The sequence below is a fragment of the Rhizobium sp. FY34 genome (assembly GCF_005222845.1).
Lineage (GTDB): Bacteria > Pseudomonadota > Alphaproteobacteria > Rhizobiales > Rhizobiaceae > Neorhizobium.
This window is the reverse complement of the sequence record NZ_STFZ01000002.1, coordinates 145648-159495: the sequence shown is the minus strand read 5'-3', so window position 1 is coordinate 159495 and position 13848 is coordinate 145648. Positions and strand designations below refer to the sequence as shown.

Genomic DNA, 13848 nt, shown 5'->3' with positions numbered 1-13848 from the left:
CGCCCATTGGGCGTCTGTCAGTACAAAACGATCCATCCAAAGCGTGAATCACATTCGCGCTGATTTGTGAATCCCCACAGACCCTAGCCCAGCCGAAGGGCAGTTCGGATCGTCAAACGGAATATATGCGCCTTGCGGGGACCGAGCGCATGGGATGGCGCGGGAAGCCGGTCAGGCTCGCACTTTCGACGCTGAAGTTTTGGGTGCATCGTTACGAAACCCATGACGGCATGCATCTTTGCCTTGCCCAGGTTGTCAGGAAAGATGTGGGGCAGCAGCGGGTTTTTATCAGCCGTGCATGGGAGAGGGCGGTCCCATTCGACCGAAGCACCCGTGAAATGATCCATAACGATCTCAAAATTCACGTCCGCGCTCTGATTAAAGGCGGTGCGCAGCGCAAGCAGGGCCTCATTCTAACGGCGGAAAAGCTGAAGGATATGACGGCGGCGTATGGCTTCGCCATGAACAACCCGGCGACGGCCGCGAAGGTCTTCGCCATTCCGCTGGATTTCTGGAGAGAAGAGTACCGTTTAAAGGCCGCTTACCGTCACACCAATGACCGCAAGGCCAGCGAAGACGACGCTCCGCGCGTCCGCCGAACGGTCGAGGGGCTTGCTCCCATGGAAGTCGTCGTTATGGACGTGCATCATATTAATGTGCTGGTGCGGCGCGATAATGGGACCATCGCAACCCCGAAACTTCTGGCCTTTCATGATCTCGGCACATACCGGGTGTTCTGTGAAGTGGTTCTGTTCGAGGATGGCGGCGGCGTTCGAAACACCGACGTCATCACCGCCTTCGTCAATATGTGCCAAAATCCGTCTTTTGGCGTTCCGCAGTTGCTGTATGCCGACAATGGCTCCGAGTACGGTTTCGCGGACTATCTAAGCGATGCGTTGAAGCTCGGCAGTAAGGTCATTGCGTTTGGCGGTGAAGACGACCGGAACCGCATCATACGCGCGAAGCCCTATAATGCTGCCGCGAAGCACGTCGAAGGCTGGTTCCGGCAGATGAACCAGCAATATTTTCGTCATATCAATGGCTGAATTGACGATGATCGAATGAATCCCAAGCGGCCTGCGCTCGGCAAACTCCCCGCGGCATTCTCTGATGGCTTTGAAGCCTTGTGCGCCACCATCTACGGGCATCTAACCGCATACGAGCATATGCCGCAGAAGGGAGCATTGGGCGGTAAATCGCCAGCGATGAAGTTTCGGGAGCATGTTAATGCCGGTTGGAAGGCCACGGTCATGAACCCCGTTGATCTTCTTACCGTCTTCACGAAACCGGAAACCCGTGTCGTTCGGAAACACGGTATTGGCCTGAAGGGCGCGGTCTGGACCTGCGACGGTCTTCTTAGACACTTTGAGCGCCAAGTTCTGGTTCATGTGCCCGTTTATCATGGCTTTTCCGAAGTTCTCGTCACCGATATCAACGGGAACGAAATCGGAGTTGCTGTCGCGGACAGGGCATTCGACGTTCTCGATGCGCGAGGCGCCAAAGAAAGCGCTCGCCGCAAGAGTATCCGCAACAAGGCCCTAACGGAACTTTCCAAGCCGATCCCCACGGTAGACGTTGGAGCGGCTTTGATCGCCTACGGTCAGAAGCAATTGCCGGTGGTTCCGAACGAGCCTGACGGCGTGATTTCGGTCAACCGAACCGCATCCAGCAAGCGGGCAATGTTGCCCGTTTCCCCCGAAAAGAAGAACCGCCAGAAGGCAGACGAAGAGCAGCGCCTCATTGACGAGGCGCGCGCCGCGTTTGCTGCCAGCACAAGAAGGGCGTCGTGATGGGGCTGAGCCAACCATACATTACAGATATATTCGTAGAGATTGGAGCCGTCAGGCGCATCCGTGATGCAATCTCCTACGCAATGGTGTCGCCGTATCCATCCTATATTGTCAGCGATCCGGGCCACGGCAAGACAACGGCTTTGTTTCATTTGGCAAAGGAATTCAATGGTTCCTACGGCCAGATTGGCGAGGCGCACAAAAATATCTCCGGGATGTACCTTGCATTGCTGTCAGCGTCGGGAGTTCTTGCTGGAAGCCAATATGAGAGAGAGCTGTTCAATCAGGTGATTTACAGTATCTCGCCGCATCGCTTCGCCGTGCCAACGGAGCGGAAGCTTATCATTATTGACGAGTTTCAGACCCTTGAGGACCGCACCAAGCGAGAACTTCTAAAAGTTCAGGAGACCTGTGGGTTTGCCTTGGTCCTGGGAGGGAATTCGGAACGAATTATCAGTTCAGGCAAAAAGGACGTAAAGGCGCTTCAGCAGATTGAGGATCGTATCGGGATGCGCGTTGCGCTTCCCGCCCTTGATGGCCGCGATTGTGTTGAAATCGGTGCAGCCTACGGCGTTGAGGGCATGGATGCTTACAAGGCGATCAGCGCCTTTGGGACACAAACCAACGTTCGAGCGCTTGTGCGCCTTCTCCAGTACGCCAAGCGGTTGGCTGGTGGCACCGCCGCGATCCACATTCACCACCTCAAAAGCGCAGTCCCCGCCCTCTACGGCAAGGCAGACGCCTTAAAGTTGCTGATGCAAGATGACGCCTGAAAAGCCGCCATTTCACCAACCGCGCATTTGTACCGCATTGCGCTCCAAATTCTAACCTCGGAACACGCACATGACGATAAAAAGCCTGTTGAATCCGCAGTTTAAGCCAGCCCACTCAAAGGACGCCTTTGAAGCTGCTGCACTCGATATCTACGAACTTCACCACGATCTGGAGGTTCTTGCCTGGGGTTGTGACCAGCTTTGGCACGCAAATTTCAGCACCCATAGGGACAACGAATATCTGTCGCATTTCCCAGTAGCTGCTTTGCGCGCCATGGCGGCTAGAACGTGCCTGCTTAACACTACCATTCAGGAAATGAACAGGGAGGGCAGACTATGAAGCCGATGCCGTTCGCCACATCGCGACAAAGCCATCTTAAACCCCGGCCGTATCCATTCGAGGAACTGAACGTTGCCGGCATTATCGATGACGTTGAGCGCCGCGTGCGCGTCATGTGCCGCATGGCCCAGTTGTATCAGTTCGATGATAGGCCCTCAGGCAACGATGAAGGCGAAATAGCTGATCTCGTTGCCGCCATGGAGGTCTTCTACGAATTCGTGGATCACCAGATGGACACACTCTCGGCGCTGAGCGAATCCTTGGCAGACAAGGGTTATGTGAGCCTGAAAAAATTGGAGAGGAAGGATGATGACTGACGGCCTCGACACCTACCATTATGCAATTCTTCGCGTTGCCAAGGTTCAAGTCGGCCTGACGGATGACGATTACCGGGCCATTCTGTTGCGCTTCTCAGGGCAGGACAGCACCAAGAGGCTGGATCGCAAAAGCTTTGGGAAGATCATGGCGCATTTTGAGCTTTTGGGCTTCAAATCGACCTCGGCAAAGAAAGACGCCGGGCGTCGGCCGGGCATGGCATCGGAAGCGCAACTGCGCAAGATCGCCGCCTTATGGTCGCAATTCACTGACGGGACCGGGGACGAAACCAGTCTCCGACACTGGATGGAAAAACACCGGCACGGCCATGGTCCGAAATGGCTGGAAAAGACCGGCGCGCAAAAAGTCATCGCAGCCCTCACCAACATGGTTGAGCGCAGAACGCGTAGGCAGGGCTGACAACAGTCGGCCCTGCACCACCTGTTGCCCCACCTTCAATTTCTAACGGGGGTCTAACGGGCCTTGCCGGAATTTCCGGTGTCATCTGTCATCCGAACACGAAAAACGCATCGGGAACGCGCTACGCCCATTTCATCTTTTTGATGGAGCGGGGTGATGGCGGCTGGCCTTTGCGACAAGGCCAGCCGCCGAACCGGATGCCGTGGCGGCGATGCGGCGGGAACAGCCACGGCATCCGATAGGAAATTCGGCGGGCAGCGGCGGCATTGCCGACCCAGCAAGACCAAAACCCCGCCGCTGCCCTTGGCGCTCAAAGCGCTCACCACACAAACCTAGCCGAAAAAACCAACATCTTGGCCGGACATCAGGTCCGGGCTTTACGGATTTAGGGAGGACTAATGTCCTCCCTATGCGGCGAAGCACGATTAGGCAGGTGTTCACGTGAATGAATATTTGAAGAAAAACGGCCGACTTTCGCGCTGCCCCGACACGGATACGCGACTGATGATCGAGCTTCTCGGCATAGAGACGTTCAATGCAGTTCGTGCGGGACTTGGTGGTGCCGAAATAGCGGTCCCGAAAACGAGTGTACTGACAGAAGATCATCTGATCGTCAGGCGTCTCGGGTGGGAGGTCGCCACACAACTCTGCGATGAATTCGCTTCCTCGAAAATGTACATCCCGAAGCGCGATCCCGGCAACCAGGAGCGCGACGAGTATATCACCAACGCCATAATGGCCGGTGTGCCACGCAACGAGATCGCCCTGAACCTCAATCTCAGCGCCTCTTACCTTCGTCGCCTGATCCTCAAACTGGGTCTTTCGGGATTTGTAGTGAATGAACAAGATGAGTGCGGCACTCCTCCCATTCCTCCCACCGTTTCTAGCGGGGGTCTAACGCGCCATGGCGCCTTTTGCGTTCCCACACGCCATCCAACCCCCGAAAGTCGCGCCAGCGGCCTTTAATTCCAGTTTCCAGCCAGGAGGAAAAACATGACCACTTTGAACCAACATTCAGCCCGCGTCATCGACCCCGTATTGTCCGGTATTGCGCTGGGTTACACCCATGCCCAGCGCGTTGGCCACAAGCTCTTTCCCGCCGTTCCCGTCACCGCACGCGGCGGGCAGGTGATCGAATTCGGCAAGGAAAGCTTCCAGAAATATCAGGCAGTGCGCGCGCCGGGGGCGAACACCAAGCGCATTCAGGTCGGTTACCAGGGCAGGCCCTTCTCCATCGTCGGCAACGCCCTGGACGCGACCGTGCCGCGTGAATTCGCGGAAGACGCTAATACGGTTCCCGGCATAGATCTCGGCACACGGGCCACGAACACCGTCATGTATGCCATGACGCTGGCCCTTGAAATCGAACATGCCAAGCTCGCCAGCGATCCCGCCAGTTATCCCGTCGTCAACCGCATGGCGCTCGCCGGCTCTGATCGTTGGGATAATCCTGCCAGCGACCCGGAAGCCGATATCGACGCGGCCAAGGACCAGGTGCGCGGATCATGCGGCCTCGATCCCAACATTCTCGTCATCCCGAAACTGGGTCTAAAGGCGCTGAAGCGTCATCCCAAGATCAAGGAACAGTTTAAATACACGCAGTCCGGTTCCATCACGGCGGAAATGCTGGCGTCTTACTTCGACGTGGAAGAGGTTGTCGTCGGCAGCGCGACCTATACCGAGGAGACCGACGAGAACAAGTTCCACGACGTGTGGGGCAATGCTGCCATGCTGGCCTACGTGCCGACCAAGGATCGCGCCGTGGAAAACCCTTCGTTCGGCTACACCTATACGCTCAAAGGCCACCCGTTCGTGGAGCCGCCACGCTGGGATGGCGATACCAAGTCGTGGGTGTATGGCGTTAGCTATGAGCGCGCGCCCGTCGTCACCGGCATGGCGTCCGGCTTCCTGTTCCAAACTCCGTTCACCGTGGCCTGACATGAGCAGCGACACCTACGGACCCATCGAGATTTTTCGCGCCGGGACGTTCCAGCCGATGGCTGGACAGACGGCAACCATCACAGAAGGCGAGTTGCAACGGATCGCTGAAAGCTACGATGTGGAAAATCATCCCGCGCCCATCGTTATCGGCCATCCCCACATCGATGCGCCCGCCTATGGTTGGGTGGATCGGCTCTATGTCGAGGGCGGCAAGCTCAAGGCGACGATCAAGGATGTCGTCGCCCAGTTCGCGGAACTGGTGAAGGAAGGGCGTTACAAGAAAGTCTCCATCTCGCTTCATCTGCCCGATAGTTCCGCCAATCCGAAACCCGGCGACGTCTACTTGAAGCATGTCGGCTTTCTCGGCGCGGCGGCTCCCGCCGTGCCCGGCCTCAAACCGGTCCAGTTCGCGGGTAGCGAAGGTGCTTCGCTCTGCTTTTCTCAACCGGCTCCTCATACTGTCCTCAGCTTCGCGGAACATGACGAGCTTTCCCGCCTACGTCGTCTGGTCGCTGGCCAGAAAGTTGAGACCCTCGTCAATGAGGGCAAGGTGTTGCCGATCTTCAAAGACGAGCTGATGCAGTTCGCTGCAAGCCTTGATGATCGTGAGGCCGTTAGCTTTGCCGACAGTGGCGATGCAACGCGCCGCGACTGGTTCATGTCCTACCTCGAACGTCAGCCGAAGGTGGTTTCGTTTGGAGCCCTGGACCTTGGCCCGATGCCTGACGAAACCCGACCCAGCATGCCCAATGTGCCGGACGGCTATCGCATCGATCCTAGCCAGGTCGAACTTTTTCACCGCGCACGACAGATCGAACGGGAAAAGGGCGTCAGCTTCGTGGATGCCGTTTCGATGGCGCAGGAGCGTTAGAAAATACGGATGTGCCAAAGCTGGCACCATCACGGGATTAGGGGGCCGGGGCGATCCGGCCGTCTTTCCAATTAGCGCTCATGGCCATCGCCGCCCTGCTTCATTGGGAATGCCCAGGGTGATCTGGCATTCATTCGGATAGCTAGCTGGACCATCACCGGTCGCGCACACCGAACCTACTCAACCCTGTAAACAATTTACGGGAAAAATCCAAAGAGAACTCGCGCAATGACCGAATTTGGTCGCCTGCAAGTAGCATTCGTTAAGACCCACGCCGCGACTTCGCTTCGCTGACGCACGGCTTGAACGTGCAACGTCTTGTCCAAGAGTGTCGATGACTTGCCTATGAAATGTCGACCATGTGAAAGTTTATGACCGGGTTTCCCGCCGTTTAAAGTCGGTTCGCTCACTTCTTCAATCACTCTTTGCGCCGTAAACCGTTGGCGTGGTTGAATCTAATTCAAATTCCTCTCATCTAGAATGGAAGATACCCCCCACTTGTTATGAACAGGTGGAATGGGGCCTGTTTTTGTGTGACGCACCGGCTAGTTTCCAATGCCGTGATGCAGGAGATGCCATGACACGCCGAATCGATCACCTTGTTTTGCCCGTTGTGGATCTTGGCACGGCGCGAAGCCGTTATGGCGTGCTTGGATTTACCGTGGCGCCGGATGCCGATCATCCGTTCGGCACGTCCAACTCTTGTGTCTTCCTGGCCGATGGCACCTATCTGGAGCCGCTCGCCTGGCGCGATGAAAACCTGGTGCGCCGCTCGGCACAGGACGGCAACCAGTTTACCGCCCGCGATATCGCATTCCGTGCAGCATTTGGCGAAGACGGGATGTCTGCACTGGTCGTGACCAGTGCGGATGCGGCAGCGGATCACGAATATTTCATCGCTGACGGCATCTCTGGCGGCGATATGCTGGAGTTTTCGCGACAGGCGTTGACGGCAGACGGGCAGGCGGTCACGGCGCGCTTCCGGCTTTCCTTTGTTGATGCTTGCGGTTCGGATGCCTTCTTCCTGTTCAGTTGCGAGCGGCTGAACCCGCTGCCTGCCGACCGAACCGCATTGGAGAATCATGTAAATGGCGTTCTGGCGCTGAAGGAAATCGTGCTGTCGAGCGCAGAGCCGACAAGGCTTGTGTCGGTTCTTGAACGCCTGACAGGGCAAAGCGCCGTCAAGGAGGATGGAGCGGATCTCTTTATCCTGCCGAACGGGCGCATAAGGCTCATGACCGACGCAGCGGATCTTCCAGGCCCCGCCCATGCGCCGCTTGCCGCTCATATGCTGGTTTTTCGCGTTGCCGATCTTTCGGTGACAGAAAAGCTTCTCGCTGCTAATCAGGTGCCATTCGAAAAGAGAGACGCACGCATTGTCGTCTCGGCGGCGCCTGGACAGGGCGTCGCCTTTGCCTTTGAGGGTTGAAGCATGGCGGTCATAGCCAATAAGCAAGTTTCGGTCGGCGAAGGTGCCGGCCAGGTTCTGTTCTCCAATACCGGTCGTCTGTCGCTCATCTGCGGGCCTTGCCAGATGGAAAGCCGCGACCATGCCTTCATGACGGCGGGCAAGATCAAGGAAATCTGCGACGAACTCGGAATCCAGCTTGTCTACAAATCATCCTTCGACAAGGCCAACCGCACTTCGATTGCTGGCAAGCGCGGCATCGGGCTCGACGCGGCCATGCAGATCTTTGCCGATCTGAAGGCAGAATTCGGTTTTCCCGTGCTGACCGATATTCACACGGAAGAGCAATGCGCGCTGGTGGCTGGCACGGCTGACATCCTGCAGATCCCGGCCTTTCTCTGCCGCCAGACAGATCTGCTGGTGGCCGCGGCAAAGACCGGTCGGGTCATCAATGTCAAGAAGGGTCAGTTTCTTGCGCCCTGGGACATGAAGAACGTGCTCGCCAAATTTACGGAAAGCGGCAATCCCAACGTGCTGTTGTGTGAGCGCGGCGCTTCTTTTGGCTATAATACGCTGGTCTCCGACATGCGCTCGCTGCCGATCATGGCATCGCTCGGCGCGCCGGTCATATTCGATGCGACCCATTCGGTGCAGCAGCCGGGCGGGCAGGGCGCCTCATCCGGCGGTCAGCGTGAATTCGTCGAGACATTGGCGCGCGCAGCCGTCGCGGTCGGTGTGGCCGGCGTATTCATCGAAGCGCATGAAGATCCGGACAATGCGCCGTCGGATGGCCCGAACATGGTGCATTTGAAAGATCTGAAGCGTTTGCTGGAAACGCTTCTGGCCTTTGACGCGGTAGCAAAGTCCGCCTGAGAAGAGCCTTTATAAATGTGAAAAGGGGCGGGGTGGTGAGCCGCCCTTTCCGTTGTCAGGATGCCATGCGAACGCGTTCCTGACGTCGTCCTGCACTGCCGAGTCGGAAGCGGGCGAGTTGATGGTTCAGCGCGTCGGTATGCGCGTTCAGGTCGCGACAGGCTGCATTGGCTTCTTCCGCCATGGAGGCGTTCTGCTGGGTGACCTGGTCCATGCGATTGACGGCTTCAGAGACCTCGCTGAGCGCGAAGGACTGCTCACTCGAGGATGAAACGATGGCACTGATCAGCGAATTGACGCTCTGGATCTGCTGCTCGATCGTGCCCAGCGCCTCGCCGGTACGATTGACAAGCGCCACGCCTGTTCCGACCTGGCTTGTCGATGCATCGATCAACTGCCGAATTTCGCGCGACGCATTGGCGGACCGGCCAGCCAGTTCGCGCACTTCCTGGGCAACCACGGCAAATCCCTTGCCGGCCTCCCCGGCGCGTGCCGCCTCAACGCCGGCATTCAGCGCCAGAAGATTGGTCTGGAAAGCAATTTCGTCGATGACGCTGATGATCTGCCGGATCTGCGTCGAGGATTCCTCGATCTTCGACATGGCGGTGACGGCCTGACGGACAATCTCTGTCGATTGCTCGGTGCTCGACTTGGTTTCCACCATGCGCGTATTGGCTTCCCGTGCACGGTCGGTGGTGGTCTTTACTGTCGTGGTGATCTGGTTGAGCGCGGATGCTGCCTCCTCCAGCGAGGCTGCCTGCGTTTCGGTGCGGCGTGACAGGTTGTCCGTGCCGTCGGCAATACTGGCTGCACCGCTCTTCACCGCCTGCATGGCCTGGATGATCTGCGAAAGCGTTTCTTCCAGCGACTGGATACTGCCATTGAATTCCTGGCGCAGCTTCTCATAGCTCTGGGTAAAGGGCTCGCTCAACCGGGCAGTCAGGTCACCAGTGGCCAGTCGCTCAAGGCCCCGGCTCAGGTTTTCCAGCACGCGGGCGCGGGCAGCATCCTCTGCGGCACGCTCGGAAGCCGCCTGGCGTTCGGCCAGCAGCTTGGCTTCGCGTTCTTCATCCTGGCGCTGGCGGTTTGCAATGCGCTCCTGCGCATTGCTGCGAAAGACGGTGACGGCTGCCGCCATCTCGCCGATTTCGTCCTGTCTGTCGTCATAGGGAACGGATTTGGAGTAATCGCCGCCAGCCAGAACACTCATATAGTCGCGCATGCCGCTGAGCGGCCGGATTGCGCGGCGATGGAGCGCCACAAGTCCGGCGACCAGCAACAGAAGGGCAGCACCGGCGGCACCGTAGGAAATTGCCGTAAGAGAATTCGTCTCCTCGGCGGCCGTCTTTTCCGCAGCCGCCAGGAAGGCGTTGGCGGAGGTGACGAGCGTGACGACTTCATTCTGATGCGCCTGGAAAGCAGCGCGCAGGACTGCGGAGGCAGCGCGGATCGCATCACCATTGCCGGAGGCGACAGCCTTGGCATAGTCACCCTCGATGACCTGCCAGAAACGCTCCGATGTCGGCCTGACCTTCTGTTTGAGACCGTTTTTCAAGACGGGGTCGAGCGTCGAGCTTTCCCAATAGGCATTGCGCTCCGCATAGGCTTTGCGCAGATCTGCAATCTTACTCAAGTTAATGCCGGCAAGCTCTGGATAAACGGCGCTTTCGGTCGCCAGCAAATAGGCTTCGACAAGAAACAAGGGCGGCGGAAGAATATCGGCTACAAGATCCTTGCCAAAAACAACCTCTTGATACACTGGGCCATTTACACGCAGCCGGTCAAACGCATAGTTCTGGATGGAAATTGCCGTCCCGACGCCGGAGCCAACGAGGATCCCGAACAAAAGCAGGCTCCGAGCAATAGTCACTTTCATGCGCTTACACCTTCCGAAGACCAGAAAATTGAGCCGATTCTACTTGACGATTCGCAAGCGGCTCTCCGATTTAGAATATCACTCGGAATGAATTACTTTTTTATAAAGGTGTTCTTAAACTTTTGAGGCAAGAATTAGAAGTTGTGCTTAGTCTGGGTTGCGTGCGAGATCCTTGGTTATTGGATCGCTAATATTCGCGCGGCGCTTTCCGGGCTGGCGGCTGTCATATGCCTGCCATTGTATTTTCCGCTCGGTCGATTAAGACAGGCGATGGTTTCCACCGCACCTACCAGCAGGAAAAGCTCATGACAGCCATCACCGACATCATCGCGCGCGAAGTTATCGACAGCCGCGGCAATCCGACCGTCGAAGTCGACGTCCATCTGGAAGACGGCAGCATGGGACGCGCAGCGGTTCCCTCTGGTGCATCCACTGGAGCGCACGAAGCGGTCGAACTGCGTGACGGCGGCAAGCGCTATCACGGCAAGGGCGTCGAGAAGGCTGTCGATGCCGTCAACGGTGAGATTTTCGATGCCATCGGCGGCCATGATGCCGAAAACCAGATCCTCATCGACGAGCTGATGTGCGCGCTCGACGGCACGCATAACAAGTCGCGCCTCGGCGCCAATGCGATACTCGGCGTGTCGCTGGCCGTGGCCAAGGCGGCCGCCGAATCATCCGGCCTGCCGCTGTTCCGCTATGTGGGTGGTCCCAATGCCCGTCTTCTGCCGGTTCCGATGATGAACATCATCAATGGCGGCGCGCATGCCGACAATCCGATCGATTTCCAGGAATTCATGATCATGCCGGTCGGCGCGGAAAACCTGCGTGAAGCCGTTCGCATGGGTTCGGAAATCTTCCACGTGCTGAAGAAGGAACTGCATGCTGGCGGCCACAACACCAATGTGGGTGATGAAGGCGGTTTTGCGCCGGGCCTGAAGAGTGCGCCGGAAGCCCTCGACTTCATCATGAAGTCGATCGAGAAGGCCGGTTACCGTCCGGGTGACGACGTTCATCTCGCCCTTGACTGCGCTTCGACAGAATTCTTCAAGGACGGCAAATACGTCATGGAAGGCGAAGGCCGTACGCTGGAGCCGGAAGCCATGGCCGATTACCTGGCCGAGCTTGCCGCCAAGTATCCGATCATTTCCATCGAAGACGGCATGGCGGAAGATGACTGGGAAGGCTGGAAGTATCTGACCGACAAGATCGGTTCCAAGGTTCAGCTGGTCGGCGACGACCTTTTCGTTACAAATTCGGCGCGCCTGCGCGACGGCATCAAGATGGGCGTTGCCAACTCCATCCTGGTCAAGGTCAACCAGATCGGCTCGCTGACGGAAACTCTCGACGCTGTCGAGACTGCGCACAAGGCAGGCTATACCGCCGTCATGTCGCACCGCTCGGGCGAAACGGAAGATTCCACGATCGCCGATCTCGCTGTTGCCACCAATTGCGGACAGATCAAGACCGGTTCGCTGTCGCGTTCCGACCGTATTGCCAAGTACAACCAGCTGATCCGCATCGAGGAATTGCTCGGCCCGCAGGCGGCCTTTGCCGGTCGCTCCATCCTCAAGGCCTGATTGGCCCATCACATCTGCGTGTAGTCAAGGCGGCGGCTGGCAACAGCTGCCGCCTTTGTCGTTGCGCGGTTCCATTTGCCGGCCACGGGCAACGATTGGTTAAACAAGATCTGCGAATTTGAACGGTGTAATGCGTTTCAGGGCAAGATCCATATGTGGACCAGACATCATAAAGAGCGAAAATTCGGGCGTTTGGTCCTACCCGCCATCACCATCGCTTTCCTCTCCTATTTCAGCTATCATTCCGTGCATGGCGATCTTGGTCTCATCGCCACCGAGAAATTCGAGCGCATGCGGGTGGAGCGGGCAGCGCAACTGGCCAAGCTGGTGGAGCAGCGGGAATCCCTTGAACGACAGGTGCAATTGCTGAGCGACGGCTCGCTGGAAAAAGATATGCTCGACGAGGTGGCGCGTTATCAGCTTAACGTGTCGCGCAACGATGAGATTGTGATCTTTAATAGCTATTTCTAAATTAACCGAAATACGGTTAATCTTCCTTTTTCCCTGAATTTTCATAGCTTTATATATCATGTGAGCCATGCATTTATGGCATTGCTGGGGCGTGCATTCTTGCTTATGGTACGCTCAACCAACAAACACGCAGGGAGGTTATGTATGGCGCCCAAGCAAGTCGCGTCCGCGGCCGGTCGGAAGACAGGCGGCAAGCCTGCAAAGAGCAATGGCGGTGCTATCGCCGAGTTCGACAAGGCTGAGGAACTCAATGCCTATCGCGAGATGCTCCTGATCCGTCGCTTTGAAGAAAAGGCCGGCCAGTTGTATGGTATGGGCTTCATCGGCGGCTTCTGTCACCTTTACATCGGCCAGGAAGCTGTCGTCGTCGGCATGCAGATGGCCTTGAAGGAAGGCGATCAGGTCATTACCGGTTATCGTGACCATGGCCATATGCTGGCCTGCGGCATGAGTGCGCGCGGCGTGATGGCCGAGCTGACCGGTCGTCGCGGCGGCCTTTCCAAGGGGAAGGGTGGCTCGATGCACATGTTCTCCAAGGAGAAGCAGTTTTACGGCGGTCACGGCATCGTCGGCGCGCAGGTCTCGCTCGGCACCGGCCTTGGCTTTGCCAACAAGTATCGCGGCAATGATAATGTCTCGGTTGCCTATTTCGGCGACGGCGCGGCCAATCAGGGTCAGGTCTATGAGAGCTTCAACATGGCGCAGTTGTGGAAGCTTCCGGTCATCTACGTGATCGAGAACAATCGCTACGCCATGGGTACTTCTGTGTCGCGCGCCTCTGCTCAGACCGACTTCTCGCAGCGCGGCGCTTCTTTCGGCATCCCCGGCATTCAGGTGGATGGCATGGATGTGCGCGCCGTGAAGGCTGCGGCCGACGAAGCTGTCGAGCATTGCCGCTCCGGCAAGGGTCCGATCATTCTGGAAATGCTCACCTATCGTTACCGCGGCCATTCCATGTCGGATCCGGCCAAATACCGGTCGAAGGATGAAGTGCAGAAAATGCGGTCGGAACATGACCCGATCGAGCAGGTGCGTTTGCGCTTGATCGAAAAGGGTTGGGCTACCGAGGATGAGTTGAAGGTCGTCGACAAGGATGTTCGCGATATTGTCGCCGACAGTGCCGACTTCGCCCAGAGCGATCCGGAGCCGGATGTGTCCGAGCTCTACACCGACATTCTTCTGTAAATCGG

15 protein-coding genes are annotated in these 13848 nt (G+C 57.4%); 14 read left to right on the top strand and 1 reads right to left on the bottom strand.

The window, feature by feature from the left end:
- The first annotated feature begins 149 nt into the window (after positions 1-149).
- The 11 genes from E8M77_RS01845 to kdsA all read left to right on the top strand — a co-directional run bounded on the left by E8M77_RS01845 (position 150) and on the right by kdsA (position 8731).
- Positions 150-1046: a hypothetical protein gene (locus E8M77_RS01845; protein ID WP_137128910.1), complete on the top strand. Its 897-nt coding sequence runs from the start codon at positions 150-152 to the stop codon at positions 1044-1046.
- Between the two features lie 15 nt (positions 1047-1061).
- On the top strand, positions 1062-1790 hold the full coding sequence (locus E8M77_RS01840) for a Mu transposase C-terminal domain-containing protein (protein ID WP_137128909.1): 729 nt from the start codon (positions 1062-1064) through the stop codon (positions 1788-1790).
- Positions 1790-2563: an AAA family ATPase gene (locus E8M77_RS01835; RefSeq protein ID WP_348639894.1), complete on the top strand. Its 774-nt coding sequence runs from the start codon at positions 1790-1792 to the stop codon at positions 2561-2563. Before E8M77_RS01840 ends, E8M77_RS01835 begins: the two co-directional genes overlap by 1 nt.
- Positions 2564-2633: 70 nt before the next feature.
- Positions 2634-2903, top strand: a complete 270-nt coding sequence (locus tag E8M77_RS01830; RefSeq protein WP_137128907.1) for a hypothetical protein — start codon at positions 2634-2636, stop codon at positions 2901-2903.
- Positions 2900-3220 (top strand): hypothetical protein, encoded by a 321-nt coding sequence (locus tag E8M77_RS01825; RefSeq protein WP_137128906.1) that lies wholly within the window; start codon positions 2900-2902, stop codon positions 3218-3220. The genes E8M77_RS01830 and E8M77_RS01825 overlap by 4 nt, the downstream gene beginning before the upstream one ends.
- Positions 3213-3638, top strand: coding sequence for a regulatory protein GemA (locus tag E8M77_RS01820; protein WP_170975708.1), 426 nt, complete (start codon positions 3213-3215; stop codon positions 3636-3638). The genes E8M77_RS01825 and E8M77_RS01820 overlap by 8 nt, the downstream gene beginning before the upstream one ends.
- A 504-nt stretch (positions 3639-4142) precedes the next feature.
- Positions 4143-4604 carry a hypothetical protein gene (locus E8M77_RS01815; RefSeq protein ID WP_137128904.1) on the top strand — a complete coding sequence of 154 codons (462 nt, stop codon included), beginning with the start codon at positions 4143-4145 and terminating at the stop codon, positions 4602-4604.
- Positions 4605-4631: 27 nt separating this feature from the next.
- Entirely contained in the window at positions 4632-5576 is a 945-nt protein-coding gene (locus E8M77_RS01810) for a major capsid protein (RefSeq protein WP_137128903.1), read from the top strand.
- A 1-nt stretch (position 5577) separates the two neighbouring features.
- The gene (locus E8M77_RS01805) at positions 5578-6450 is read left to right on the top strand and encodes a hypothetical protein (protein ID WP_137128902.1); all 873 of its coding nucleotides are present in this window, start codon (positions 5578-5580) and stop codon (positions 6448-6450) included.
- 577 nt (positions 6451-7027) lie between these two features.
- A complete protein-coding gene (locus tag E8M77_RS01800) occupies positions 7028-7879 on the top strand; it encodes a VOC family protein (protein ID WP_137128901.1) in 852 nt (283 codons plus the stop codon).
- Between the two features lie 3 nt (positions 7880-7882).
- Complete coding sequence (kdsA, locus tag E8M77_RS01795) at positions 7883-8731, top strand: 3-deoxy-8-phosphooctulonate synthase (protein WP_137128900.1); 849 nt, start codon at positions 7883-7885, stop codon at positions 8729-8731.
- A 55-nt stretch (positions 8732-8786) separates the two neighbouring features.
- On the opposite strand, the gene E8M77_RS01790 is transcribed toward kdsA, so the two are convergent.
- A complete protein-coding gene (locus E8M77_RS01790; RefSeq protein ID WP_137128899.1) occupies positions 8787-10607 on the bottom strand; it encodes a methyl-accepting chemotaxis protein in 1821 nt (606 codons plus the stop codon).
- Between the two features lie 305 nt (positions 10608-10912).
- Between E8M77_RS01790 and eno the strand changes: the two genes are divergently transcribed.
- From eno to pdhA, 3 genes are all read left to right on the top strand, one after another.
- The gene (eno, locus tag E8M77_RS01785; protein ID WP_137128898.1) at positions 10913-12187 is read left to right on the top strand and encodes a phosphopyruvate hydratase; all 1275 of its coding nucleotides are present in this window, start codon (positions 10913-10915) and stop codon (positions 12185-12187) included.
- Between the two features lie 153 nt (positions 12188-12340).
- Positions 12341-12658, top strand: a complete 318-nt coding sequence (locus tag E8M77_RS01780; protein WP_137128897.1) for a septum formation initiator family protein — start codon at positions 12341-12343, stop codon at positions 12656-12658.
- A gap of 144 nt (positions 12659-12802) precedes the next feature.
- Positions 12803-13843 carry a pyruvate dehydrogenase (acetyl-transferring) E1 component subunit alpha gene (gene pdhA, locus E8M77_RS01775; protein WP_137128896.1) on the top strand — a complete coding sequence of 347 codons (1041 nt, stop codon included), beginning with the start codon at positions 12803-12805 and terminating at the stop codon, positions 13841-13843.
- Positions 13844-13848 lie beyond the last annotated feature (5 nt).

Coding starts and splice junctions, on each gene's coding strand:
- E8M77_RS01780 (WP_137128897.1), top strand. CDS start 12,341: ATGTGGACCAGACATCATAAAGAGCGAAAATTCGGGCGTTTGGTCCTA.
- E8M77_RS01825 (WP_137128906.1), top strand. CDS start 2,900: ATGAAGCCGATGCCGTTCGCCACATCGCGACAAAGCCATCTTAAACCC.
- E8M77_RS01840 (WP_137128909.1), top strand. CDS start 1,062: ATGAATCCCAAGCGGCCTGCGCTCGGCAAACTCCCCGCGGCATTCTCT.
- E8M77_RS01835 (WP_348639894.1), top strand. CDS start 1,790: ATGGGGCTGAGCCAACCATACATTACAGATATATTCGTAGAGATTGGA.
- E8M77_RS01815 (WP_137128904.1), top strand. CDS start 4,143: ATGATCGAGCTTCTCGGCATAGAGACGTTCAATGCAGTTCGTGCGGGA.
- E8M77_RS01820 (WP_170975708.1), top strand. CDS start 3,213: ATGACTGACGGCCTCGACACCTACCATTATGCAATTCTTCGCGTTGCC.
- E8M77_RS01845 (WP_137128910.1), top strand. CDS start 150: ATGGGATGGCGCGGGAAGCCGGTCAGGCTCGCACTTTCGACGCTGAAG.
- kdsA (WP_137128900.1), top strand. CDS start 7,883: ATGGCGGTCATAGCCAATAAGCAAGTTTCGGTCGGCGAAGGTGCCGGC.
- pdhA (WP_137128896.1), top strand. CDS start 12,803: ATGGCGCCCAAGCAAGTCGCGTCCGCGGCCGGTCGGAAGACAGGCGGC.
- E8M77_RS01790 (WP_137128899.1), bottom strand. CDS start 10,607: ATGAAAGTGACTATTGCTCGGAGCCTGCTTTTGTTCGGGATCCTCGTT.
- E8M77_RS01830 (WP_137128907.1), top strand. CDS start 2,634: ATGACGATAAAAAGCCTGTTGAATCCGCAGTTTAAGCCAGCCCACTCA.
- E8M77_RS01805 (WP_137128902.1), top strand. CDS start 5,578: ATGAGCAGCGACACCTACGGACCCATCGAGATTTTTCGCGCCGGGACG.
- E8M77_RS01810 (WP_137128903.1), top strand. CDS start 4,632: ATGACCACTTTGAACCAACATTCAGCCCGCGTCATCGACCCCGTATTG.
- eno (WP_137128898.1), top strand. CDS start 10,913: ATGACAGCCATCACCGACATCATCGCGCGCGAAGTTATCGACAGCCGC.
- E8M77_RS01800 (WP_137128901.1), top strand. CDS start 7,028: ATGACACGCCGAATCGATCACCTTGTTTTGCCCGTTGTGGATCTTGGC.